Here is a 22,222-nt window from a genome sequence, read left to right as displayed (position 1 = left end):
TGAGGACGGACCATGTGGTTGCGAGTCGGTTGTACCCTGGAAATGCGTTTTCAGGTGGAAAGTCCCATGCTGCTCCTGCTCAGACCGCGCAGTGATGCCCATCAATGGGTGGCGCAGGATCGTTATGCCGTCTTTCCCGGCATGCCGATCATCGAATACACCGACATGTACGGTAACCTGTGGCAGCGCCTGACGGCGCCGCCCGGTCACTTCAAGGTGGAGGTGCGTTCCGATGTGCAGGTGCCGGCGACCCTGGAGCAGGCGCCCGGGGCGCCCTTCGTCCTGATTCAGGACCTGCCGGATCAGGCCCTGATGTATCTGACACCCAGTCGCTACTGCGACTCGGACCGTTTGGGCCGGCTGGCCGGCGAGATCGTGGCAGGCTGCATTCCCGGCTATGACCAGGTGGCGGCGATCACCCGCTGGACCCATGAGCACCTTGGCTACCTCACCGATTCCGATCCGGCGCCGATTTCCGCGCTGGAGGCCATCAATCGGCGTAATGGTGTCTGTCGGGATTTCAGCCACGTCGGCATCGCCCTGTGTCGGAGTCTGAGCATCCCGGCCCGTTATGTGGTGGGTTACCTGAATCAACTGGAACCCATGGATCTGCATGCCTGGTTCGAGGCCTTCGTGGGAGGGCAGTGGTATTCCTTTGATCCTACCCGGGCAAGGCCGGACGCAGGCCGGGTTCGCCTAGGCTATGGGCGGGATGCGGCAGATGTTCCCGTGTTCAATCAGTTCGGTCCGCTGGTGCTGCCGTCCCGGATGGAAGTGTCCGTGGAGCAGATCACAGTGCCGATCGGTGAAACCCCGTCCTGATTTCGGTATCCATCCGCTCCATCAGGTAGCACAGGCAGTCCTGGCGGATCACCCGTTCATCCAGGGTGAGCATGGAGGGCATCATGGGGCGGGTGAGTACCAGACGGCCGTGTTCCACCGCGAAGTAGTGGGCGGAAACCTCCGCCCCCTGTTCGTCATGGGCCGTGACCGGTAGAGGGCGGCCCCCGTTGACCGTGCCCAGCACGGTGCCGGCGGGCAGTTCCCGGAAGTTCATGTGGTCCAGGTCCGGGGCGAACAGCAGGTCCGTCCTTCTGTCCTCGAAACTGATCCGGACCTCGGCCGGGATCTTTACCTGGGCCACGGTATGGAACAGGTCCAGATCATGGGCGGGAACCGGGGTATCCGGCAGTTCCGCCAGGTTCAGGCAGGCACGGACATAGTCCGCCGCATGCATCACCCCGTGCCGGTCGGTGGGTTTGCCGCATTCCAGGGTCACCGCCGGACACAGCTCGGCAAAGGCCATGGACTGCACGCCCCGGGGGCGTATGAAGTACACCACCGTGCGGCTGAACAGGGTGGCCAGACGCAGGTAGCGGTGGTCCAGCCGGTTGATGCAGGCATAGTGGGGGTTCAGGCCGGTGTTGTTGTGAATGTCCACGCTGGCAAAGACGCCCCGTAACCTCATGGTATCCACCACCTCGGCGGCAAGCCGGGATTCCGGGCTGTCCGGTGCCTCCGTGCCCGGCCAGATGCGATTGAAGTCCGCCTGACCCTCCAGGCGTCTGACGCCTTCCCGGGCTGCCGCCACATTCCCCACGAACAGGCTCAATCCCCTGGGCAGTTCCCCGGCCGGCAGTTCCGTGAGTACCTGCTGGATGGCATGCAGGCCGACCGGCTCGTTGCCGTGCAGCAGGATGGAGACGAACAGGGCAGGCATCCGGCGGCCCGGCAGATGAAACAGGGTCGGTTCGGGGACGATGCGATGCAGTTCCCCGACCGGGGTATCCAGAAAGCCCGCGGGCAGTCCTTCCTGCTGTCTCAGCATGATTCAGAATCCTCCGGGGAGACGGGTTGCAGATCCCATTGATGGACAGGGTCGTCGGTGGCCTGGTGCCGGCGCAGGGCCCGGGTCAGCGCGGGCATGTCCCGTCCGTGCCGCGCAACGAAATCCCGTTGCCAGCGGGCGCCGTTGCGGCCCGACCGGACTCGCTCGGCCAGGATTTCCAGGTAATGATGGCTGTCCGCCCGGGCCAGTCCCAGGCGCTGAAGGCCGTGACGGGCCCGGGGCAGCAGCTCGTCCAGGATCAGGTCCTGTATCCCGATGCGTTCCCCATGTCGCCATTGCAGGACGGCGGCCAGTCCCAGGCGGGCCGACTGGTAGAAGTTGTCCTTGGCGGCGGCAAAGGGGATCAGGGATTCGGGCCCCCCGGGTTCGGTGAGCAGGTCTTCCACCAGACCATAGAAAAAGGCGGCATTGGCCATGCTGTCGGCGAGGGTGGGGCCTGACGGCAGGACCCGGTGCTCGATCCGGACATGGGGGCGGCCTTCGTCGTCAAAACCGATCAAGGGCCGGTTCCAGCGCCAGATGGTGCCGTTGTGCAGGCGCAGATGAGGGAACCGCTCCGGCGGGGTGTCGCTGCACATGGGCAGCAGAACCGGGAAATGCGCCAGGTTTTCCTCGAAGCATTCCAGGATGGACTCCCGGGCATAGCCGGAACCGAAGCTGACCCGGCGCAGGGGGCCTCGGGCCACCTCTTCGTAGCCACCCACTTCCACCGCCTGTTCGAAGACGGGAATCCGGGTCTCGTCCCACAGATCCTTGCCGAACAGGAAGGGGGCATTGGCGCCGGCGGCCACCATGGGGGCGGAGGCGATGATGGCGGCGTTGTATACCTGGTGGGCCGTATCCGGCGGTGTCTGCAGGTGGATCTGGAACGAGGTGGTGGCGGCCTCCAGCATGACATCCCGGTGCAGGTGCAGAAGATGCTCCCGGCCGGCGATGTCCAGACGCACCGGTCGCCCCTGCCGGGAGCGGAAGACCTCGCGGTTCAGGGCGCGGTAGCGTTTCATGGACGACATGTTGCCCAGACGCAGGTGTTCCGGACGCAAGGTGGGCAGGATGCCGGTCATCAGGGCGCGGGCGCCGACGGCCTCGGCGGCCTCAAGGGCGCGCTGCCAGGTGGCCGACATCTCCCGATGGATCAGGCCGAGGGCACGGCCCTTCAGCGGGTGGGGATGGGTGTTGACCTCAATGTTGAAGGCGGCCAGCTCGGGCGTGGCCATGGGGTCATCGAATTGTCGCAGGAAGGCTTCGTTGAGGGGGGCCGGGCCTTCGTGCCGATCCAGCAGCCAGGCCTCAATCTCGAATCCCGCCACCGGGTCGTCGTGGACGAAACGGCCCTGCTGGAACCATTCCCGGGCGAGCCGGGTTTCGGCTTCCAGGTGGGTCCGGAAGCGGGTGAAATCGCTGGCCTTGAAGTGTGTGTGATCGATCTCCTGGCCCACGGTCATCCCCGGATGTGCGTGAGCCCTGATCGTCGTCGATCAGGGCTCACGGGTCAAACGGGGAGGGGGCTTCAGAAACCGTCGGTGGAGGTGAACAGCCCGACCCGCAGATCCTTGGCGGTGTAGATCAGGCGATCGTCCACCAGTACCTGGCCGTCGGCGATGCCGAGTACCAGCTTGCGGGTGATGACGCGCTTGACGTCCACCTGGTAGGTGACCTTCCTGGCGCTGGGCAGAACCTGGCCGGTGAATTTCACTTCGCCCACACCCAGGGCGCGACCGCGGCCGGGATTGCCGATCCAGGCCAGGTAGAAGCCCACCAGCTGCCACATGGCATCCAGGCCCAGGCAGCCGGGCATGACGGGGTCACCCGGGAAATGACAGTCGAAGAACCAGAGATCGGGATTGATGTCCAGTTCGGCACGCATTTCACCCTTGCCGAAGGCGCCGCCCTCGTCACTGATATGGTTGATGCGGTCCATCATCAGCATGTTCGGGACCGGCAGTTGCGCATTGCCGGGGCCGAACATCTCTCCGTGGCCGCATTGCAGAAGTTCTTCGCGCTCGTAACTGTTCTTTCGCATGGGTTGGGTGTCTGGCGATAAGGAGCCGCCTATTGGACCGGATTACGCCCCCGGGCACAAGGGGAAATCCGGTTTCAGGCGTCCCAGCGTAGCTGAGCCAGTTCCGAACGGGTGAAGAACCGGCCCTGGCGCATGAAGCCGGCGACAATGCCGTCCTTCAGGGCGGTGATGCGGCCCTGTTCATCCCGTTCGATCACCCAGTGATCCGGCAGCCCATCCAGCAGGTGGATGACCGCCAGCGAACCATCCTCGTTGATGGAAAGGTGCGTTTCGTGCGTCTGCACGTCCATGAACGCAGGGAGAAAACCCAGCACGGCAGCCCCGGCCGTCATGTCCGGCAATTCCCGGTAGGGGGTGAGCTGGGCGCCCATTTTCAGTTCCAGTTGGCTTCGGTCCATGGGTCGGTCTCTATTGAATTGCATGATCCGATTGTATTTCGGCATATTCATGCGTGAACATGCATGCGCCTGTCAGTCCAGGTGGTGTACAACGGGGTAGCCTGGAACAGGATGGCCTCAATAGATTTGTCGGCCGTCCACCGGAAAACTTTAAGCCGTCTGCCGGCCACCCGTACCGAAAACCGGGAGTTGATGAATGAGCAGCAACGATCTCTGGGGCCTGTGGGCGGACAGCCTGGGTATTTCCATCCTGATCTGGGTGGTGATCGGGATCCTGGTCCTTTACTTCAGTCGCCCCTGGCTGCGCCGTGGATTGCGGCAGCTCTTTCATCTGCTGGAATGGCAGTTCCGAGCTGCCGCCCATGGCCTGCGATTTGCCGGTCGCAAGGTGCGTCATCGTCACCAGGCCTATCTGCGTGGCGTTGCGTTGCGGCGTCTGCAGCTGAGGGTGGAACGGGAGTGTCGTGGCATTCATCATCGTCTGAACCGGGACCTTGGGGGGTATGCCCTCCTGCAGCGTCGCATTGCCGAACAGATCGAAAGGATCGAAGAGGACTACCGCCAGACCCGGGACCAGATTCCCGAGGAGCCCGCCTGGATCGAAACCACCCGGGCCCTGGCCGGGACGCCTCCGAAGGCGGATCCTCGTGTCGGCACCATGCTGCAGGAGATTCACGACACCCTGGCCCGCGTGGGCCGGGATACCCTGGAGGAGTATCGCCAGGGCAACCGGGAGCGACTGAAGATACTCCGTGGTTTATTGCCGGAATGGCGCGCCCTGGGCGACCGGCTGACCGACCTGGAAAAAGGTGTGATCGCGGTGCGGGACCAGGCGCGACACCTGGATGTGACGTTGTCCCAGTATCAGCGCTTCAAGGACAGCAGCATGCCCCCGCCCGCCCTGACCCTGGCCTCGCTGGGGCAGCTGCTGGTGAGCCTGCTACTGCTGGGCCTGATCCTGATGGCGGGGGTGACCGGTTATCACCTGCTGCTCATGCCGGTCACGGACATGCTGGGCTGGCATCCCGGGGACACGGGTGGCCCCGGCCTGGGCTCGCTGGCAACGCTGTTGCTTCTGCTCATGTCGGTGACGGCCGGTGGCATGATCCTGGAGTCCAGGGGGGTGACCTCCCTGTTGCCGATGGTCGCCAGCTGGGACGCAGCAGGGAAACGGCGCCTGCTGTGGGGCGGCATTCTGTTGCTGATCCTGCTGGCCTGGCTGTCCGGTGCGCTGGCCGCGTCCCGTGATCTGTTCATCCTGCACGAGGACGCCCTGGGCCGGCTGCTGGAAGGCGAGCCGGAACTGGCGCTGCCGCCGCTGGAATGGCTTTCCCTGCTGACACTGCTGTCCCTGGGTGGGCTGATGACCTTGCTGTTGGCGCTGACCCCGTTACCGCTGCAGTTGTTCATGCAGGCCATGGGGGTGCTGGGGGGCTGGTGGGTCGTGGTGGTACTGCAGGTACTGGCGTTCCTGAGCTTCCATCTTGCCCGCACGATGCGGCTGTTGTCCTGGTTCCTGCCGATACTCTATGACCTGATCCTGTTCCTGCCCTTGCAGTTGGAGCACCGGGTGCGGCGATGGCATCGGTCCAGGGCATCCACGAAGACGTGATGTCCCGGGCCGCCATGCCGGGCCGGAGGATCAGCACTGCTCCCAGGGCAGACCGTGGAAGCGCCAGCCGCCCAGGCTGGAGCGATGGTGCTTCTCGTCCAGTTCTCCCTCAAAGCCTTCGCCGATGTGGTAGACGTTGGGAATCCCTTCCCTGATCAGCAGTCGACCCGCGTCCAGCGAGCGCTTGCCGCTGCGGCAGATGAGGATCACCGGGGTGCCGGTTTCCGGGGCTGACTCACTCCCGACGCTGCCCAGCAGCAGCTTGCGTACCTCGGGCACGAACCTCGGGTTGAGGGTCCAGTCCGGCTCGTCCATCCAGGGGATGTGCACGGCGCCGACCGGGTGCCCGACAAACAGGAATTCCATGCTGGAGCGGATGTCGATCAGCAGGGCTCTCGGGTTTTCCCTGAGCAATTCATGGGCTTCCTGCGGACTCAGGTGAGCAGGGTCTTTCTCTGCCATGGGCTGTGATTCCAGTGGTTGGTGTGACGTGATCCTGGGGCAGGCGTTCAGGTTTCAGGCCTGCAAGGCTGATAGAGTAGGGGAGTGGCGCTCGTCCGTCACCCCGCACGCGGTGAGGGCCGGCCGTGTTTTTGTGACCTTCGGCGCAAGTAACAGTCCTGCTGTCCCCGGCCCTGCCGGGGGGGCGATTACAATAGGCGCGCCTGATCCATGACCGATAAGCAAAGGACATCTTTCGTGAAACACCCTCTGGTATCCCTGCCGCCTCTGATCCTGGTCATCCTGCTGCTGACAACTGCCTGGTCCGGCTTGGCCCAGGCCCAGAGCACGGCCTATATCTCCGACGAGCTCAGCGCCCATATCCGTACCGGCAAGACGCTGCAGCATCGCATCCTGCAATTTCTCACCAGCGGCACGGCGGTGACCGTGCTGCAGGTGGATGACGACGGTTATAGCCTGGTTCGGACGGCCAACGGGACCGAGGGGTGGATCGAGAGCCGTTTTCTCATGAACCGTCCCCACGCCAGGGAACGTTTGGCCCAGGCAGAGCGTCGCATACAGCAACTGGAGGAGAATCGAGGGGAACAAGGCGACCGGATTCGTGGTCTGACGGCCGAGCGGGACAATGAAACCCAGCGGGCCGATGCCCTGAGTACGCGGGTGGCCGAACTGGAGCGGGAACTGGAAACCCTGCGCGAGGTGGCGGCGGATCCACTGGAAACCGCCCGTCGCAACGAAGCCCTGACCGATGCGCTGGCCCGGGAACAGGCCAGGGTCGGGGCGCTCCAGGATCAAAATCGTTCGTTGCAGGAAAATGTACGCAGGGACTGGTTTCTGGTGGGGGCCGGTGTATCCATCGGCAGCCTGTTGCTGGGGATCATCCTGACCCGTATTCGCTGGCGCCGTCGGCAAAGTGGCTGGATCGACTGATCCCGGCGGCGACATCCCTTTCTGCTGCGTCGCAACAGAAAGGGATTGCAAAGAAAAAGCAAGTTTGGTTAGCATAAAACGTGCCTGAGTGAAGGCTCACGGAGTCGTGTGCCACTAATTTTTGCCTGCCCGATGTCCGGGGGCAATATTGCATCCATCCACGTTCAACCTGGAGGAGAGAGGCATCCGCGGTCGGTCCTTGACGCGGGGCAGGGGGTATCGGTGCCGAACACCGCGCCGGCCTCTGCTGAATCGCCCATCAGACAACCCATGCTGCTTGCCGTCCTGTCCGGATTTCTGATTGCCGCGGTTGCGCCCTGGGTGCATCGGGGCCTGGGTCGCCACAGTGGCTGGGCGCTGGCCGCCTTGCCCGCGGTGCTGTTCATCTACTTCGCCTCCTTCCTGCCCGCGCTACGCGAGGCCGACGGCGGGCGGATCATCATGGAATACGACTGGATTCCCAGTCTGGGCATTCAGCTCACCTTCCTTGTCGACGGCCTCAGCCTGCTCTTTGCCCTGCTGATCTCGGGGATCGGTTTCTTCGTCGTGGCCTACGCGGGCCGCTATCTGGAAGGTCATCGGGACCTGGGGCGCTTTTATGTCCTGATCCTCGCCTTCATGGCCTCCATGCTGGGGCTGGTGCTCTCCAGTAACCTGATCTCCCTGTTCGTGTTCTGGGAACTCACCAGCATCACGTCCTATCTGCTCATCGGTTATAACCATGAGGACGCCAAGGCCCGCAAGTCCGCCCTGCAGGGGCTGTTCGTCACCGTGGCCGGCGGGTTGGCCCTGCTCACCGGCCTGATCATGATGGCCCTGGTGGGGGGCAGCTACGAGCTGCACGAACTCCTCACCTCCGGCGACATCTTCCGCGAGCACGACTGGTATCTGGCCATCCTGCTGCTGGTCCTGCTGGGGTGTTTCACCAAGTCGGCCCAGTATCCCTTCCATTTCTGGTTGCCCAATGCCATGGCGGCACCGACCCCCGTCTCCGCCTACCTGCACTCCGCCACCATGGTCAAGGCCGGGGTCTATCTGATGGCCCGCCTGAATCCCTCCCTGGGTGGGACCGAGGTCTGGATGTTGCTGCTGGGTCTGTTCGGGGCCGTGACCATGTTCGTCGGGATCTTCCTGTCGTTGCGTTCCACCGGCGTCAAGCAGGTGCTGGCCTATTCCACCGTCATGGCCCTGGGTACCCTCACCATGCTCATCGGCGTGGGCACCGAGACCGCCATGCTGGCCGCGATGGCCTTCCTGCTGGCCCACTCCCTCTACAAAGGGGCGCTGTTCCTGGTGGCCGGCATCCTGGATCACGAGGCGGGCTGCAAGGATTTCCTGCAGACCGGCGGGCTGCGCCGCGCGCTGCCGGTGACCACCGTCTTTGCCGGTCTGGCCGCCCTGTCCCTGGCCGGGGTGCTGCCGATGTTCGGCTTCGTGGCCAAGGAACTGTTGTTCGAGGCCGTGCTGGAGGCACCGGCCCTGGCCGGGTTGTTCAGTGTTCTTGCCGTGGTCTCCGCCGTCATGGTGGTGGCGGTGGCGGCCATCGTGGGTATCCGGCCCTGGTATGGTCCCCGGGCCGACACGCCCAAGGTGCCTGCCCATGAGGCGCCGCCGGCCCTGCTGGCGGGTCCCGTGGTCCTGGCCTCTCTGGGTCTGCTGTTCGGACTGGGGGCGGGGCTGGTGGATCAGGGCCTGATCGCCTGGGCGGCGGCGGCGGTGTATGGGGCACCGGTATCGCCCTACCTGTCCCTCTGGCACGGTTTCAACCTGCCCCTGTTGCTGAGCGGAGTGAGTCTGGCCCTGGGCCTGTTGCTCTACCTCAACTGGGAACGGTTCCGCCGCTTCACCGGTTTCATGGAGGTGGTCAATCGCTACGGTCCCGAAGCGGCCTATGAAAAGACCATGGCCGGGATGGTGTGGCTCTCCGAATGGCAGACCCGGGTGCTGCAGAATGGTTATCTGCGCTACTACCTACTCACCATCCTGATCTCCACCGTGGGCCTGGTCATGGTGACCCTGTTCACCCGTACCGATGTGGCCATCGATCTGGATCTGTCCGGCATTCTGGTGCACGAGGCCTTCATCGTCGCGGTGCTGCTGATGGCGGCCCTGGTGTCAGTGACCACCCGTTCCCGCCTGGGGGCGGTGGCCTCCCTGGGAGTGGTGGGGTTCTGCGTGGCCCTGATCTATGTGCTGTTCAGTGCCGCGGACGTGGGCATCACCCAGGTGCTGGTGGAGACGCTCACCGTCATCATGCTGGTGCTGGTGCTGTTCCGCCTGCCGGGCTTCCTCGGCCTGACACCCATGGTCCTGAGGGTCAGGGATGCCGTCATCGCCCTGGCCGTGGGTGCCATGATGGCCGTACTCAAACTGGCCGCCAGCACCGCCCAGTACGCGGACAGCATTTCCGCGTACTTCATTCAGGAAAGTCAGCCCTCCGGTTATGGCCGCAATATCGTCAACGTCATCCTGGTGGACTTCCGCGCCCTGGATACCCTGGGTGAGATCGTGGTGCTGGCCCTGGCCGCGGTGGGTGTCTACGCCATGATCAAGTTCCGTGCCGAGGACAGAAGACCATGAGTCCACAGTTCACCCTGCAGTCGCTGATCCTGCGCACGGCAGCCCATTTCCTGCTGCCGCTATTGCTGATCTTCTCCGTGTTCCTGCTGCTGCGAGGGCATAACGAGCCCGGCGGCGGTTTCATCGCCGGACTGGTGGCGGCCTCCGCCGTCGCCCTCTACATGTTCGCCCTGGATATCCGCAGCGCCAAGCGGGTGTTGCGCTTCGAACCCCGGGACCTGTTGGGCTGGGGCCTGCTGTTCGGCGTGATCTCCGGGGTGCCCGCGGTCTTCATGGGGCAGCCCTTCTTCACCTCCCAGTGGCTGGAGCTGACCTTGCCGGTGCTGGGTGATCTGAAGGTGGGGACGCCGTTGCTGTTCGATATCGGGGTCTATCTGGTGGTGATCGGCGGGGTATTGCTGATCCTGCTCTCCCTGGCCGAAGCGGAAGATTGATCCTTCCAGGGCCGGCTTGATGCCGGCAGCCTGGACCCTCACACCATTCACGCATGAAAGCGGTAATCACATGTTCTTGAATCGCCGGACCCACAAGACGAGTCTGGAGCGCCGGAGCCTGCGGTCCGCACCAAATGGTGCGGTGGCGGTCGGTGGCTTCAGGGGAGATCGCCCATGGAAACCCTGATGGCGTTCACCGTCGGCGGCCTGTTTGCCGCCGCCATCTACATGATGCTGCGACGCTCGATCGTCAAGCTGGTGATCGGGCTGGTGCTGCTGTCCAATGCCGCCAACCTGCTGCTGTTCACCCAGGCGGGTCTGCTGCGCGGCGCGCCGCCCCTGGTGCCCGAGGGTGCCATGCAGCCGGCGGGTGTGGTGGCCGACCCCCTGGCCCAGGCCTTGATCCTGACCGCCATCGTGATCGGATTCGGGGTGCTGGCCTTTGCGGTGGTGCTGATCCACCGCGCCTACGAGGTGGTACAGGCTGACGATATGGACCAGATGAAGGATACCGACACATGAGGCTCGAGGTCGCGCTGCCTGTCATCATTCCCCTGTTCTTCGGCGCCCTGACGCTGATCCTTTGGCGCTGGCGTCTTGCCCAACGCGTGACCACCGTGGTCGGGACCGGGCTCATGCTGCTGTCCGCCCTTTGGTTGCTGTCCGCCACCTGGCAGGACGGCATCCTGGTGATGCACATGGGCAACTGGCAGGCCCCCTTCGGCATCGTGCTGGTGTCGGACCTGCTCGGCGCCATCATGGTGGTGCTGGCGGGCATCAGCGGGTTTGCCACGGCGGTCTATTCCCTGACCTCCATGAGCAAGCGCCATGAGGCCTTCGGTTACTATCCGCTGCTGCACCTGCTGCTGGCGGGGGTGAACGGGGCCTTCCTCACCGGCGACATCTTCAACCTCTACGTCTGGTTCGAGGTGATGCTGGTGGCTTCCTTTGCCCTGCTGATCCTCGGTGGGGAACGGGCGCAGATGGAAGGGGCCATCAAGTACGTGACCCTGAACCTGGTGTCCTCGGCCATGTTCCTGTCCGCCATCGGCCTGCTCTACGGCCTGACGGGTACCCTGAACATGGCGGACATTGCCGACAAGCTCAGTTATGCCGAAGATCCGGGCATCATCACCGTGATCGCCATGCTGTTCCTGGTGTCCTTCGGCATCAAGGCCGGTGCCTTTCCCTTCTTCTTCTGGCTGCCGGCCTCGTATCACACGCCTCAGGTGGCGGTCTCGGCCCTGTTCGCGGCCCTGCTGACCAAGGTGGGGGTCTATGCCCTGTTCCGGGTGTTCACCCTCATCTTCACCCAGGACGTGGACTACACCCATGAGATCCTGCTGTGGGTGGCCGCCGCCACCATGCTCACCGGGGTGCTGGGCGCAGCGGCCCAGTTCGAGTTCCGCCGCATCCTGTCATTTCACATCATCAGCCAGATCGGTTACATGATCATGGGACTGGCGCTGTTCACGCCCCTGGCCATCGTCGGCGGGGTGTTCTACATCATGCACCACATCATCGTGAAGGCGAATCTGTTCCTGGTCAGCGGTCTGGTGTACCGGCTCAAGGGGACCTACGAGCTCAAGGAACTGGGGGGCATGTATCGGTCACATCCCATGCTGGCCATCCTGTTCCTGATCCCGGCCCTGTCCCTGGCCGGGATACCGCCCCTGTCCGGGTTCTTCGCCAAGTTCATCCTCATCCGGGCCGGCGTGGAGGCCGAGGCCTGGTGGATCGTGGGTGTGGCCCTGGTGGTGGGTCTGCTGACGTTGTACTCCATGATCAAGATCTGGGCCGAGGTGTTCTGGAAGGCTCAGCCGGAGGAATATGCCAACCGCCCGGTCCACGGCAGTGCCGGCTCCGGCGTGCTCTATCTGACTATTGGCGGGATGGCAGCCCTGACGGTCTTCATCGGCCTGGGGGCGGAGTCCATCTATCAGATCGCGGATGCGGCAGCCCATCAGTTGCTCAATCCGCACCTGTACATTGATGCAGTTCTGGGGGAACGGTAATGATCGGTCCACTGGCATCGAATATCCTGCTGGCCCTGGTCTGGATGGGCCTGACCGGCAGTTTCACGGGTACCAACCTGTTCATCGGCCTGGTATTGGGCTATCTGATCCTGGCCTCCGCCTTGCGGGATCAACCGGGTTTTGCCGCCTATACCGGCAAGATCCCCAAATCGATCCTCTTCGTCGGCTTTTTCATCAAGGAACTGATCCTTTCCAATCTCAAGGTCGCTTATGATGTGCTTACACCGACCTTCTACATGAAGCCGGGCGTAATCGCGTTTCCGCTGGAGGCCAGGACGGATGCGGAAATCACCGTGGTTGCCAATCTCATCTCCCTGACGCCGGGTACCCTGAGCCTGGACGTCTCCAGCGACCGCAAGGTGCTGTACATCCATGTGATGTATCTGGAAAACGAGGCCGAGGTGATCGAGAGCATCCGTTACATGGAATATCGTGCCCTGGAGGTGCTGCGGTGAGGCATGCGGGACGGGATCGGCATTCAAGAATTTGCAGCGGGGGCAGCCATGATTGAGTTCTCCATATTCATCGCCTATCTGGTGCTGGGGATTTCCCTGGTATTGATCTTTTTCCGCCTGATCCTGGGGCCCAGCCTGCCGGATCGGGTGGTGGCCCTGGAGATGCTGGCAACCCTGACGGTGGGCTTCATCGCCGTCTACACCCTCTCCAACGGGGTGACGGCCTTCCTGGACGTGGCCATGGTGCTGGCACTGACGGCATTTCTGGCCGCGGTGGGGTTTGCCCGCCTGATCGCCAAGGGGGGTAGCCGTGATGGTGACTGAGCTTCTGATGGACATCCTGATTGTCCTGTTCCTGCTGACCGGAGTTGGCTTCATGTTCGTGGCGGCGCTGGGTCTGTTGCGCATGCCGGATCTGCCCACCCGGCTGCATGCCACCACCAAGGCAGGTGCGCTCGGGGGCGGACTCATGATGGTCGCCGTGGGGCTGGAGTTCTTCGGAGATGTGACCGTGGCGGCCAAGGCCGCGGCCATCATCGTATTCCTGGTGCTGACCGGGCCGGTAGCGGCTCACCTGATCGGACGTGCCGGATATTTCGTGGGTGTCCCCATGTGGTCGGGTACCATCAAGGATGAACTCAAGGGGCGTTATGACCACAAGACCCAGACCCTGATGTCCCCGCCCGGGATGAGCAAGACCCGGGATGAGCAGCCCAAGGGCTGACATGGTAGGCTCGGCAGGTTTGTCCTTATTAGTTAAACCATCACTGGAAGATTTTTATGCGTAAACAACTGCTGACGGCGGCCTGTCTGGTGGCAATGGCACCCATGGCCTCGGCGCATACCCTGGACATCTACCTGAGCAAGGAAACGGCCCAGTTCAATTTCATCACCGACTCCAGCGCTGTCGGATTTGGTGGCGCCGACCTGTTCTTCGGCCTGTTTTTCAATGAAGACAGTGATTACATGCTGACCACCGGCATGCATGTGCGGGGAGTCCCCGCCGGCGAGCAGCCGCTGACCTTCGGTGTCGGCGGCAAGCTCTTTTTCGGGTTTATCGATGAACCGGACGACAAGTTCCAGGCCCTGGGGCTGGGGGGCGAGGTGAGGTACACGATACCGGCCAACACGCCCATGTACTTCGCCCTGGAAGCTTACTATGCCCCGCCCATCACCAGCTTCGGCGATGCCAATGATCTGTGGGACGTTTCCCTGCGCTATGAACTGGAAGTGACGCCGGGCGCGGCCGGATTCATCGGTTACCGGCGGATCGAGACGGATCTGGACTACAAGAAGAACTACAAGCTGGACGACAACATTCACTTCGGCATCCGTTTCAGTTTCTAGCCATGAAACCCTCATCTTCTCCCGCATTGGATGAGGTTCTCGGCATCATGGCCCGACTCCGGGATCCGGAGCGGGGCTGTGCCTGGGATCTGAAGCAGACCTACGACAGCATCGTCTCCCATACCCTGGAAGAGGCCTATGAGGTGGCCGATGCCATTGCCCGGCGCGATTTTGATGAACTGCGCTCGGAGTTGGGGGATCTGCTGTTGCAGGTGGTGTTTCACGCCCGGATGGCGGAAGAGGAGGGGCGTTTCGATTTCAACGACGTCGCCCACACCCTGGCAGACAAACTCATCCGCCGTCACCCCCATGTTTTTGCCGGTGTCCGGTTTGAATCAGAAGACGCCCAGCATGCGGCCTGGGAGACGGAGAAGGCCCGGGAACGGGCCGACCGTCAGGGCGTAGGCAGTGGCGGAAATGAACCGGCATCCGGTGTGCTGGACGGTATTGCCCTGACACTCCCGGCCCTGGCTCGTGCCGCTAAGATCCAGAAGCGTGCCGCCCGGGTGGGGTTCGACTGGGCCGATGCCACCCCCATCCTGGACAAGATTCACGAGGAACTGGACGAAGTGCGGGCGGAGATGGGGGCCGGCGCCCCCCACGCCCGCCTGGAGGATGAGCTGGGAGATGTCCTGTTTGCCGTAGCGAACCTGGCCCGCCACCTGAAAGTGGACCCCGAGGCGGCCCTGCGGCGCACCAATGCCAAGTTCGAGCGCCGTTTCCGCTTCATGGAAGAGACCCTGACCCGGGAAGGCAGCCGCATGGAAGACGAGTCCCTGGAGGCCCTGGAAGCCCTCTGGCAGCTGGCCAAGACCCGGGTGGGCTAGAGAAAGAAGAAAAGGATCAGGCCTCCAGGCGCAGGGACAAATCCACCGCCTGGATATGCTTGGTCAGGGCGCCCACGGAGATGAAGTGCACGCCGGTCTTGGCGATTTCCCGGATCCTGGACAGGTCCACGCCGCCGGAGGCCTCCAGCTTGCAGCGATCGCCCACCATGGCGACCGCGGCCCGCATCCCTTCCAGGTCGAAGTCATCCAGCATGATCACGTCGGCGCCGGCCTCCAGCGCCTGACGGACCTCGTCCAGGGTTTCCGTTTCCACTTCCACCTTGACCTGGCCGGGCAGAGCGCGGGCCTGTGCCACGGCCGCGGCAATGGAGCCGGCGGCCATGATGTGATTCTCCTTGATCAGCACGGCATCGTAGAGACCCAGGCGGTGGTTCATGCCGCCGCCGCAACTGACGGCATACTTCTGCGCCAGCCGCAGTCCGGGCAGGGTCTTGCGGGTGTCCAGGATATTGGCGGGAGTGCCGGCCACGGCATCCACGTAGCGCCGGGTCCGGGTGGCCGTGGCCGAGAGGGTCTGGAGGAAATTCAGCGCCGTGCGCTCCCCGGTGAGAATGGGGCGGGCCGGGCCACTCAGACTGCACAGCCGGGTGTCGGGCTCCACCGCCTCGCCTTCCCGGCAATGCCAGGTGATCTCCACCGTCGGGTCCAGTTGTCTGAAGGTCTCGTCGAACCAGGCCTGTCCGCAGACGATTGCCTGATCCTTGCAGACCACATGGGCCCAGCACCGTGTCTGTTCCGGGATCAGGCCGGCGGTGAGATCGCCGCCACCGATATCCTCGATCAGGGCCAGTTTGACGGATTCGCGAATGATTTCGTGGGGCAGTTGAAGGGACATGATCGCCTTTTGATCCTGAATGCTCCGGGTCAGGGGGCAAGCATACCTCAAATGTCGGTCAAGCCCACCACGGACTGACCCGATTGCAGCACGTCAACCCGGGCGGCTTCCCGATCATCGGCGTGATGCTCTATGCTATCGCCGTTGAACTCACCAACTGGTGGAGGGAAGCTGAATCATGAAGTTTGCCGTTCTGGTGGCCATTGTGGCCGACAACCTGGAAGAAAAGGCCATCGACGTCGCCAAGCAGGCGGGGGCCGGCGGGGTGACCATCATCGATGCCCGGGGGATAGGCGCCAAGGAGAAGAAGACCTTCCTTGGCCTGACCTACGAGGGCAGCCAGTCGATTCTGTTGATGGTCCTGGAGAAGAAATTGTCCCTGGCGGTGATGAAGGCGCTGCGGGATGAACTGGATCTGAAGTCTCATAGCCACGGCGTGGTGTTCACCGTGCCACTGGAGCATATTGCCGGTATCGACATGCGCCAGATCGAACAATTCGAAGACCGTCTCAAGGACGAGCTGTAAGCCCGAGGTAACCCATGTTGGTCAAAGATATCATGGTGAAGGACGTGGCGATGATCTCCCCCCTCGCCACCATTCGCGAGGCCATGCGCGAGATGCGCCGGCACCAGGTCAAGTCCCTGGTGGTGGACAAGCGTTACGAGCACGATGCCTACAGCATCATCACCTATACCACTATCCTGCGCACCATCGTGGCGGAGGAAGGGGACATCGACCTGATCAATGTCTACGACGTCTGCTCCAAGCCGGTGATCAGCGTGCCGGAGGGGCTGGAGGTCAAGCATGTGGCCAAGCTGATGGTCAATCAGGGGATTCGCCGCATCGTGGTGCTTAGGGACAACACCCTGGTGGGGCTGGTGACAATGAACGACATCGTCGCCTCCATCCTGGAGATGTCCGAGGTGGACGCCGAGTAATTCATCACGGCCCCCATTCGGTGGAGTGGGGCTGATGGTCACGCGGGGCGGGCCCATGGCCCGCCCCGCGCCGTTTTCACACCTTGAAACGGCCCACCAGATCCTGCAGTTCGTCCGCCAGTCGGGCCAGCTGTTCGGAGGCCAGGGTGGTTTCCTCTGCGCCCTGGGCATTCTGCTCGGCCGCATCGGAGATGCTGGTGACATTGCGGTTCATCTCTTCGGCCACGGCGCTTTGCTCCTCGGCGGCACTGGCCACCTGGGCATTCACGTCGCTGATGGTGGTGACCGCCAGGGTAATGGCATCCAGCGAGGTATCCGCCTGGGCGGCACTGTCGCGACTGGCCTGGGCCGACTGCCGGCTTTCATCCATGGCCGTCACCGCGCGACGACTGGCCTGTTGCAGCCGTTCGATCATGGCCTGAATCTCCTGGGTCGAACTCTGGGTGCGGTTGGCCAGGGAGCGGACCTCGTCGGCCACCACGGCAAAGCCGCGCCCGGCCTCGCCCGCACGGGCCGCTTCAATGGCGGCATTGAGCGCCAGCAGGTTGGTCTGTTCGGCAATGCCCCGGATCACGTCCAGCACCTTGCCGATCTCTTCGCTGTCGTTGTCCAGCTCACGGATCACGTCGGCGGCCTTCTGCACTTCCGTGGCCAGCTGCTCGATACGCTTCATGGTGCCGGAAACCACATGCTTGCCTTCCTGGGCGGCTGCCTCGGCTTGACGTGTGGAATCCGAACTCTGCTGGGCGTTGCGCGCCACCTCCTGAGCCGTGCTGTTCATCTCGTTCATGGCGGTGGCGAGCTGGTCGATCTCGCTACGCTGACGGGAAACACCGTCGTTGGTGCGCTCGGTGACAGCGGCCAGATTGCCGGCGGCCCTGGCCAGTTTACCCGTGGAATGGAGCACCTTGCCGATCAGGTCGCGGAAATTGTCCATCATGGCATTGAAGGCTTGAGAGGCCTGTCCGATCTCGTCACTGCCGCGGACCGGCAGACGATGGGACAGATCACCATTGCCCTGGGCGATGCCCTGCAGCCCGCGGGTCATTTCATGCAGGGGGTTGGTGACGAAGCGGCGGGTGAACAGGAACAGGAACAGCAGCACCGGCAGGCTGATCAGGGTGGCCACGGCAAGGAAGTTGAAGCCGAACCGACGCGAGGCGGTATTGACATCCTCAAGGCTGATCTGCAGGCTCACCCCGCCCAGCACCGCGCCCTCCGGTGCCACCGCGTGGCACAGGGTGCAGTTCTTGCCCAGGTACTGGCGTTCATTGAACACGGGCATGACCGCCCTCAGGCTGGAACGGTCTTCGGAAAGGGCAATGTAGGCCTGTCCGGTTTCCAGCACATTGCGCTCGATGGCATCCCTGGGTCTTTCATGTTCGCTGCCCGGGCCGTACTGGCGGGAGACGTTGTCACCGCGCAGTACCCTGAGGTCATGGACGTTCTGGAGTTCTATGATCTGATCCAGAAACTCGGCACGCCGACTGATATGGTGCCGGTGATCATCATCGTGGTCAGCCCGGCCATGGTGATTTCATGCAGGGTCTCGGAAAAGGACTCTGCCTGACGAACCGCTGTTTGCCGTTGTTCCTGAACCGTCCACAGGGTCATGCCGCCCCAGGCCAGCACCAGGATGAGCCACACATGGCCCCCACCAGGCGGACCCAGATCGGTAAGTCACAGATGCGTTGCATGTTGGTTCCCCAGGATACCCGTTGGTTACTACGGCAGTGTTTTGAAACGCGTCAGCATGCAGTAGATATCGGCCGCGCTGGCAAGAAGTTGGTGGCCTGTCTCCGGCCGGAAACGGCGGGTAGGGCAGCGATCGGATCGATAGCGCTCGTCCCGTGCTCACAGACCGGGCCGATCCTTGAAACATCCTGTCGGGAGGGCTGTGCAGACCGTACGACGGCTCATTGTGCGCCGGATCGGGCGCTCAGGTTTTGAGTTTTGTCATTGAGCCCCGTTACCGGCAGAGAATGTCCGACAATCGGCGCGGTTTCATCCTGTATATTCTCGCCAATGCGCCTCACAGGAGAAATCACGTCATGTCCATGGCTTCCTTGCCCGCCCTGCTGATAAAGCATCTGCTGTTTTCACCGCTTCACTACGATCCCTCACAGCAGATCGTTTACAAGGGGGAGCGACGTTTCACTTACGCAGAGTTCAGACAGCGAGTCGCCCGGCTGGCGGCCATGCTCAAGGCCCAGGGCGTCGGCCCGGGTGATACCGTGGCGGTGATGGACTACGACAGCCATCGTTACCTGGAATGCTACTTTGCCGTGCCCATGATCGGGGCCGTGCTGCACACCATCAACGTGCGGCTGTCCAGCGAACAGCTGGTCTATACCATCAGTCACGCCGAGGATGACCTGATCCTGGTCCACGATGAGTTCATCTCCCTGTTGGCGCCGATCCGGGGACGGATCGAATCGGTCCGGAAGTTCATCCGACTGACTGACGAAACTTCCGGCCAGGACGCTGACCGGGCCGATCCCGCGGGCCTGAATTTCGTGGGCGAGTACGAGCAGCTGCTGCAGGCGGCACAGCCCCTGGAGACCTTCCCCGACCTGGACGAGAACACCCGGGCCACCTGTTTCTATACCACCGGTACCACGGGCCTGCCCAAGGGGGTGTATTTCAGCCATCGCCAGCTGGTGCTGCATACGCTGACCAGTTTGCTGACCCTGGCCTCCAACAGCACCCAAGGGCGTTTTCACCGGGAGGATGTCTACATGCCCATCACGCCCATGTTCCATGTCCACGCCTGGGGCATTCCCTACATGGCCACCCTGCTGGGGGTGAAGCAGGTCTATCCGGGCAAGTACATCCCTCACCAGTTGGCCCGGCTCATCGAGACGGAAAGGGTCACCTTCAGTCACTGCGTACCCACCATCCTGCACATGTTGCTCAACGATGCGAAAAATGCGGACTGTGACCTCTCGCGCTGGAAGGTGCTGATCGGCGGCTCCAGTCTGCCCAAGGCCCTGTGCCGTCAGGCCATGCGCCGCGGTGTGGACATCTATACCGGCTACGGCATGTCCGAGACCTGTCCCATCCTCACCCTGTCCCAACTGAGCGATGACGAACTGACATTGCCGATGGACGAGCAGGTCGATCGCCGGGTTCGCACCGGCCGTCCCTTGCCGCTGGTGGATTTGCGCGTGGTGGATACCGAGGGCAGGGAGGTGACGTCCGATGATCATGCCCCGGGCGAGGTGCAGGTTCGTGCGCCCTGGCTGACCCAGGGGTACCTGAAGGATGAAAAACAGTCCGAGCGTCTCTGGGCCGGCGGCTGGCTACATACCCACGACGTGGCCTGCCGCGACCACACCGGCAGCATCCGCATCACGGATCGCACCAAGGATGTGATCAAGGTGGGCGGAGAATGGCTCAGTTCCCTGGAACTGGAAGATGTGCTCATGCAGCACCCGGATGTCTCCGAGGTGGCGGTCATCGGGCAGCCGGCGGCGCGTTGGGGCGAGATCCCCCTGGCCCTGGTGGTGCCCCGTGCCGGCACCGAGCCGGGTGAGCGCGAACTGACCCACCATGTCCGTGAGTTCGTGGACAAGGGCATGCTGCCCAAGGAGTCCATCCTGCTCAAGGTGCGCTTCGTGGATCAGGTGGACAAGACTTCCGTGGGCAAGACCAACAAGGTGGCCCTGCGGGAGAAATACCTCGCCTGATCTATTCGCCGTGCCCCTGCATCAGGCGCTTCTTCACCCGTTTGAGGAAGAACCAGGCACTGAGTACCACGATGGGCATGGCAATGCCCATGCCCAGGGTGGCGTTGACGGGCAGACCCTGGGACTCCAGGCCCTTGAGCAGGTACCCCACCAGGCCCACGCCGTAATAACCGATGGCGATGACCGACAGGCCTTCCACCGTCTCCTGCAACCGTAGCTGCAGCTTGGCGCGGCGGTCCATGGATTCGAGCAGGTTACGGTTCTGGGCCTGCAGGCTCACCTCCACCCGGGCCCGCAGCAGGGCGGTGAGACGGGCCGCCCGCTCCGCCAGGTCCCGTTGCCGGCTGCCCACGGATTCGCAGGTGGCCACCGCCGGCGCCAGCCGGGCATCCAGGAATTCGGTGAAGGTCTGCAGGCCGATGATGCGGCGCTGGCGCAACTGTTCCAGACGTTGCTTGACCACCCGGTAATAGGCCTTGGAGGCCTCGAACCGAAACGTGGTCTGGGCTGCCACTGATTCGATTTCCGCCGCCAGGCCGGTCAATTCCGCCAGCAACCGGCTTTCCACCGGCTGACCTGGCGGGGCCTGGGAAGGTTGTTCCGTCATGACGGTGGCCAGTGCCGCCAGGCGTCGGTCCGCCGTGTCCAGGGTGCGGCTGACCTTGCGGGCCACGGGCAGGGCCAGCAGGGTCATGGAGCGGTAGGCGTTGAGTTCCAGCACCCGCTTGACCATGCGGCCGGCCTGGGCATCGGTGAGGCCTTCGTTACGCAGCAGGATGCGGGCATAACCGTCGGTGTGGATGCGCAGATCCGACCAGGCCCGTCCCAGTCCCCCCACCACTTCCGAGCCGATGATGATGTTGTGACCGAACAGCTCGGCCAGTTCCGCCGGGCTGCGTTCGGGCATGTCCTTCGACTCCAGCGCCACGGAAACGGCGCTGACCAGTTCCCCCGGAGAGGCCGCCAGCCACTGGGGCGGCAGCCGCTCGATGACCGGGTTGTCAAAGGGGTGCCTGTAAGGTCCGGGCTCGGTGAAGGTGTAGGTGACGAACTCGGTATGCCGCTCCCAGTGCAGGCGGATGCCGCCCAGATCCGCCACGTGGTACTGATCCACGGACTCCGGCACCGGGGCACCGAAGAACTCCAGCAGCTTGATCAGGTGCCCGGTATTGCGGCCGCTGCCCCGTTCCCCGCAGATAAAGGCCAGGTGCGAGACCCTGGCCGGTGCCTTGATGGGCTCAAAGGTACGGGCATGCAGCTCGGTGGTGACCGCATGGCGCAGGGGGTGTTCCTTGAAGGGCAGCGGCATGGCCGTGGCGTCCTGTTTATTCCACCGCGGCGAAGAGTGCTTCGGCTTCGATCACATGGCAACCGGCGGCCGAGAGGGCGTCGATGGCCCGGTCCGGTTCCTCGAAGCGGAAGATCAGGGCGGCCCGGTGGTTGCGCCGCAGGGAGAAGGCGTACATGTACTCGATCTTGAGTTCCGCCTTGCCCGCCGCCTGCAACACCTCGGCCAGGCCGCCGGGACGGTCCTCCACGCCCACCGCCACCACCTCGGTGAGCTTGACCACCCAGTCATCCGCCTTGAGTACCTGCGCGGCCCGCTCCCAGTCGCGCACGATCATGCGCAGGATGCCGAAGTCCGAGGTGTCCGCCAGGGACAGACTCAGGATATTGATGCCTTCCCGGGACAGCAGGGCCAGGGGCTCGGCCAGGTGCCCGGGACGATTCTCCAGAAACACGGAAAGCTGTTGCAGCTTCATGAAGCGATACTCCTTGATGCGG

23 protein-coding genes and 1 pseudogene are annotated in these 22,222 nt (G+C 63.3%); 15 read left to right on the top strand and 9 right to left on the bottom strand.

Annotated features, from left to right (window positions below; translation table 11 throughout):
- Positions 1-12 precede the first annotated feature (12 nt).
- Complete coding sequence (locus ECTPHS_RS09765) at positions 13-822, top strand: transglutaminase family protein (RefSeq protein ID WP_008932575.1); 810 nt, start codon at positions 13-15, stop codon at positions 820-822.
- Here the strand turns inward: ECTPHS_RS09765 and ECTPHS_RS09760 are convergent.
- The 4 genes from ECTPHS_RS09760 to ECTPHS_RS09745 form a co-directional block, all read right to left on the bottom strand.
- A complete protein-coding gene (locus ECTPHS_RS09760) occupies positions 791-1,828 on the bottom strand; it encodes a M14 family metallopeptidase (RefSeq protein ID WP_008932574.1) in 1,038 nt (345 codons plus the stop codon). The two genes, ECTPHS_RS09765 and ECTPHS_RS09760, sit on opposite strands and share 32 nt — an antisense overlap.
- Positions 1,822-3,288, bottom strand: coding sequence for a glutamate--cysteine ligase (locus ECTPHS_RS09755; protein WP_040405747.1), 1,467 nt, complete (start codon positions 3,286-3,288; stop codon positions 1,822-1,824). The genes ECTPHS_RS09760 and ECTPHS_RS09755 overlap by 7 nt, the downstream gene beginning before the upstream one ends.
- Positions 3,289-3,359: 71 nt before the next feature.
- Positions 3,360-3,872, bottom strand: coding sequence for a 3-hydroxyacyl-[acyl-carrier-protein] dehydratase FabA (fabA, locus tag ECTPHS_RS09750; RefSeq protein ID WP_040405731.1), 513 nt, complete (start codon positions 3,870-3,872; stop codon positions 3,360-3,362).
- 74 nt (positions 3,873-3,946) lie between these two features.
- Entirely contained in the window at positions 3,947-4,270 is a 324-nt protein-coding gene (locus ECTPHS_RS09745; RefSeq protein WP_008932571.1) for a hypothetical protein, read from the bottom strand.
- A gap of 196 nt (positions 4,271-4,466) precedes the next feature.
- Here ECTPHS_RS09745 and ECTPHS_RS09740 point away from each other — a divergent pair, with 196 nt between their 5' ends.
- A complete protein-coding gene (locus ECTPHS_RS09740) occupies positions 4,467-5,882 on the top strand; it encodes a hypothetical protein (protein ID WP_008932570.1) in 1,416 nt (471 codons plus the stop codon).
- A 30-nt stretch (positions 5,883-5,912) separates the two neighbouring features.
- Here the strand turns inward: ECTPHS_RS09740 and ECTPHS_RS09735 are convergent, their stop codons facing one another.
- Positions 5,913-6,344 (bottom strand): rhodanese-like domain-containing protein, encoded by a 432-nt coding sequence (locus ECTPHS_RS09735; protein WP_008932569.1) that lies wholly within the window; start codon positions 6,342-6,344, stop codon positions 5,913-5,915.
- Positions 6,345-6,581: 237 nt separating this feature from the next.
- Between ECTPHS_RS09735 and ECTPHS_RS09730 the strand changes: the two genes are divergently transcribed.
- From ECTPHS_RS09730 to mazG, 10 genes are all read left to right on the top strand, one after another.
- The gene (locus ECTPHS_RS09730) at positions 6,582-7,274 is read left to right on the top strand and encodes a TIGR04211 family SH3 domain-containing protein (protein ID WP_008932568.1); all 693 of its coding nucleotides are present in this window, start codon (positions 6,582-6,584) and stop codon (positions 7,272-7,274) included.
- 270 nt (positions 7,275-7,544) lie between these two features.
- Complete coding sequence (locus ECTPHS_RS09725; protein ID WP_008932567.1) at positions 7,545-9,854, top strand: putative monovalent cation/H+ antiporter subunit A; 2,310 nt, start codon at positions 7,545-7,547, stop codon at positions 9,852-9,854.
- Positions 9,851-10,288, top strand: a complete 438-nt coding sequence (locus ECTPHS_RS09720; protein WP_008932566.1) for a Na+/H+ antiporter subunit B — start codon at positions 9,851-9,853, stop codon at positions 10,286-10,288. The genes ECTPHS_RS09725 and ECTPHS_RS09720 overlap by 4 nt, the downstream gene beginning before the upstream one ends.
- 174 nt (positions 10,289-10,462) lie before the next feature.
- The gene (locus tag ECTPHS_RS09715; RefSeq protein WP_008932565.1) at positions 10,463-10,810 is read left to right on the top strand and encodes a Na+/H+ antiporter subunit C; all 348 of its coding nucleotides are present in this window, start codon (positions 10,463-10,465) and stop codon (positions 10,808-10,810) included.
- Positions 10,807-12,303 carry a Na+/H+ antiporter subunit D gene (locus ECTPHS_RS09710; RefSeq protein ID WP_008932564.1) on the top strand — a complete coding sequence of 499 codons (1,497 nt, stop codon included), beginning with the start codon at positions 10,807-10,809 and terminating at the stop codon, positions 12,301-12,303. The genes ECTPHS_RS09715 and ECTPHS_RS09710 overlap by 4 nt, the downstream gene beginning before the upstream one ends.
- Positions 12,303-12,779, top strand: a complete 477-nt coding sequence (locus ECTPHS_RS09705) for a Na+/H+ antiporter subunit E (protein WP_008932563.1) — start codon at positions 12,303-12,305, stop codon at positions 12,777-12,779. Before ECTPHS_RS09710 ends, ECTPHS_RS09705 begins: the two co-directional genes overlap by 1 nt.
- Before the next feature lie 48 nt (positions 12,780-12,827).
- Positions 12,828-13,103, top strand: a complete 276-nt coding sequence (locus ECTPHS_RS09700; RefSeq protein ID WP_040405743.1) for a monovalent cation/H+ antiporter complex subunit F — start codon at positions 12,828-12,830, stop codon at positions 13,101-13,103.
- 4 nt (positions 13,104-13,107) lie between these two features.
- A complete protein-coding gene (mnhG, locus tag ECTPHS_RS09695; protein ID WP_083838825.1) occupies positions 13,108-13,503 on the top strand; it encodes a monovalent cation/H(+) antiporter subunit G in 396 nt (131 codons plus the stop codon).
- A 56-nt stretch (positions 13,504-13,559) separates the two neighbouring features.
- A complete protein-coding gene (locus tag ECTPHS_RS09690) occupies positions 13,560-14,126 on the top strand; it encodes a YfaZ family outer membrane protein (RefSeq protein WP_008932560.1) in 567 nt (188 codons plus the stop codon).
- 2 nt (positions 14,127-14,128) lie between these two features.
- On the top strand, positions 14,129-14,953 hold the full coding sequence (gene mazG / locus ECTPHS_RS09685; RefSeq protein ID WP_083838824.1) for a nucleoside triphosphate pyrophosphohydrolase: 825 nt from the start codon (positions 14,129-14,131) through the stop codon (positions 14,951-14,953).
- A 16-nt stretch (positions 14,954-14,969) separates the two neighbouring features.
- Here mazG and nadC read toward each other — a convergent pair whose 3' ends face one another.
- Positions 14,970-15,809, bottom strand: coding sequence for a carboxylating nicotinate-nucleotide diphosphorylase (gene nadC, locus ECTPHS_RS09680; protein WP_008932558.1), 840 nt, complete (start codon positions 15,807-15,809; stop codon positions 14,970-14,972).
- A gap of 178 nt (positions 15,810-15,987) precedes the next feature.
- Between nadC and ECTPHS_RS09675 the strand changes: the two genes are divergently transcribed.
- Both ECTPHS_RS09675 and ECTPHS_RS09670 read left to right on the top strand, forming a co-directional pair.
- Positions 15,988-16,335, top strand: a complete 348-nt coding sequence (locus ECTPHS_RS09675) for a P-II family nitrogen regulator (RefSeq protein WP_008932557.1) — start codon at positions 15,988-15,990, stop codon at positions 16,333-16,335.
- Positions 16,336-16,349: 14 nt separating this feature from the next.
- On the top strand, positions 16,350-16,748 hold the full coding sequence (locus ECTPHS_RS09670; RefSeq protein WP_008932556.1) for a CBS domain-containing protein: 399 nt from the start codon (positions 16,350-16,352) through the stop codon (positions 16,746-16,748).
- Between the two features lie 76 nt (positions 16,749-16,824).
- On the opposite strand, the pseudogene ECTPHS_RS09665 reads toward ECTPHS_RS09670, so the two are convergent.
- Positions 16,825-18,445, bottom strand: a pseudogene (locus tag ECTPHS_RS09665) (methyl-accepting chemotaxis protein).
- 354 nt (positions 18,446-18,799) lie between these two features.
- On the opposite strand from ECTPHS_RS09665, the gene ECTPHS_RS09655 reads away from it, so the two are divergent.
- Positions 18,800-20,437 (top strand): fatty acid--CoA ligase, encoded by a 1,638-nt coding sequence (locus tag ECTPHS_RS09655; RefSeq protein WP_008932554.1) that lies wholly within the window; start codon positions 18,800-18,802, stop codon positions 20,435-20,437.
- A gap of 1 nt (position 20,438) precedes the next feature.
- On the opposite strand, the gene ECTPHS_RS09650 is transcribed toward ECTPHS_RS09655, so the two are convergent.
- The gene (locus tag ECTPHS_RS09650) at positions 20,439-21,746 is read right to left on the bottom strand and encodes a DUF3422 family protein (RefSeq protein ID WP_008932553.1); all 1,308 of its coding nucleotides are present in this window, start codon (positions 21,744-21,746) and stop codon (positions 20,439-20,441) included.
- A 16-nt stretch (positions 21,747-21,762) separates the two neighbouring features.
- On the bottom strand, positions 21,763-22,200 hold the full coding sequence (locus ECTPHS_RS09645) for an ACT domain-containing protein (RefSeq protein ID WP_008932552.1): 438 nt from the start codon (positions 22,198-22,200) through the stop codon (positions 21,763-21,765).
- Positions 22,201-22,222 lie beyond the last annotated feature (22 nt).

This window comes from Ectothiorhodospira sp. PHS-1, from assembly GCF_000225005.1.
In the GTDB taxonomy this organism is placed as follows: domain Bacteria; phylum Pseudomonadota; class Gammaproteobacteria; order Ectothiorhodospirales; family Ectothiorhodospiraceae; genus Ectothiorhodospira.
This window is presented reverse-complemented; position numbering and strand designations above follow the sequence as displayed.

Excerpts from the sequence above, each read along its gene's own strand:
- ECTPHS_RS09765 (WP_008932575.1), top strand. The coding sequence starts at position 13 with ATGTGGTTGCGAGTCGGTTGTACCCTGGAAATGCGTTTTCAGGTGGAA.
- ECTPHS_RS09760 (WP_008932574.1), bottom strand. The coding sequence starts at position 1,828 with ATGCTGAGACAGCAGGAAGGACTGCCCGCGGGCTTTCTGGATACCCCG.
- fabA (WP_040405731.1), bottom strand. The coding sequence starts at position 3,872 with ATGCGAAAGAACAGTTACGAGCGCGAAGAACTTCTGCAATGCGGCCAC.
- ECTPHS_RS09745 (WP_008932571.1), bottom strand. The coding sequence starts at position 4,270 with ATGGACCGAAGCCAACTGGAACTGAAAATGGGCGCCCAGCTCACCCCC.
- ECTPHS_RS09740 (WP_008932570.1), top strand. The coding sequence starts at position 4,467 with ATGAGCAGCAACGATCTCTGGGGCCTGTGGGCGGACAGCCTGGGTATT.
- ECTPHS_RS09735 (WP_008932569.1), bottom strand. The coding sequence starts at position 6,344 with ATGGCAGAGAAAGACCCTGCTCACCTGAGTCCGCAGGAAGCCCATGAA.
- ECTPHS_RS09725 (WP_008932567.1), top strand. The coding sequence starts at position 7,545 with ATGCTGCTTGCCGTCCTGTCCGGATTTCTGATTGCCGCGGTTGCGCCC.
- ECTPHS_RS09720 (WP_008932566.1), top strand. The coding sequence starts at position 9,851 with ATGAGTCCACAGTTCACCCTGCAGTCGCTGATCCTGCGCACGGCAGCC.
- ECTPHS_RS09715 (WP_008932565.1), top strand. The coding sequence starts at position 10,463 with ATGGAAACCCTGATGGCGTTCACCGTCGGCGGCCTGTTTGCCGCCGCC.
- ECTPHS_RS09710 (WP_008932564.1), top strand. The coding sequence starts at position 10,807 with ATGAGGCTCGAGGTCGCGCTGCCTGTCATCATTCCCCTGTTCTTCGGC.
- ECTPHS_RS09705 (WP_008932563.1), top strand. The coding sequence starts at position 12,303 with ATGATCGGTCCACTGGCATCGAATATCCTGCTGGCCCTGGTCTGGATG.
- ECTPHS_RS09700 (WP_040405743.1), top strand. The coding sequence starts at position 12,828 with ATGATTGAGTTCTCCATATTCATCGCCTATCTGGTGCTGGGGATTTCC.
- ECTPHS_RS09690 (WP_008932560.1), top strand. The coding sequence starts at position 13,560 with ATGCGTAAACAACTGCTGACGGCGGCCTGTCTGGTGGCAATGGCACCC.
- mazG (WP_083838824.1), top strand. The coding sequence starts at position 14,129 with ATGAAACCCTCATCTTCTCCCGCATTGGATGAGGTTCTCGGCATCATG.
- nadC (WP_008932558.1), bottom strand. The coding sequence starts at position 15,809 with ATGTCCCTTCAACTGCCCCACGAAATCATTCGCGAATCCGTCAAACTG.
- ECTPHS_RS09675 (WP_008932557.1), top strand. The coding sequence starts at position 15,988 with ATGAAGTTTGCCGTTCTGGTGGCCATTGTGGCCGACAACCTGGAAGAA.
- ECTPHS_RS09670 (WP_008932556.1), top strand. The coding sequence starts at position 16,350 with ATGTTGGTCAAAGATATCATGGTGAAGGACGTGGCGATGATCTCCCCC.
- ECTPHS_RS09655 (WP_008932554.1), top strand. The coding sequence starts at position 18,800 with ATGTCCATGGCTTCCTTGCCCGCCCTGCTGATAAAGCATCTGCTGTTT.
- ECTPHS_RS09650 (WP_008932553.1), bottom strand. The coding sequence starts at position 21,746 with ATGCCGCTGCCCTTCAAGGAACACCCCCTGCGCCATGCGGTCACCACC.
- ECTPHS_RS09645 (WP_008932552.1), bottom strand. The coding sequence starts at position 22,200 with ATGAAGCTGCAACAGCTTTCCGTGTTTCTGGAGAATCGTCCCGGGCAC.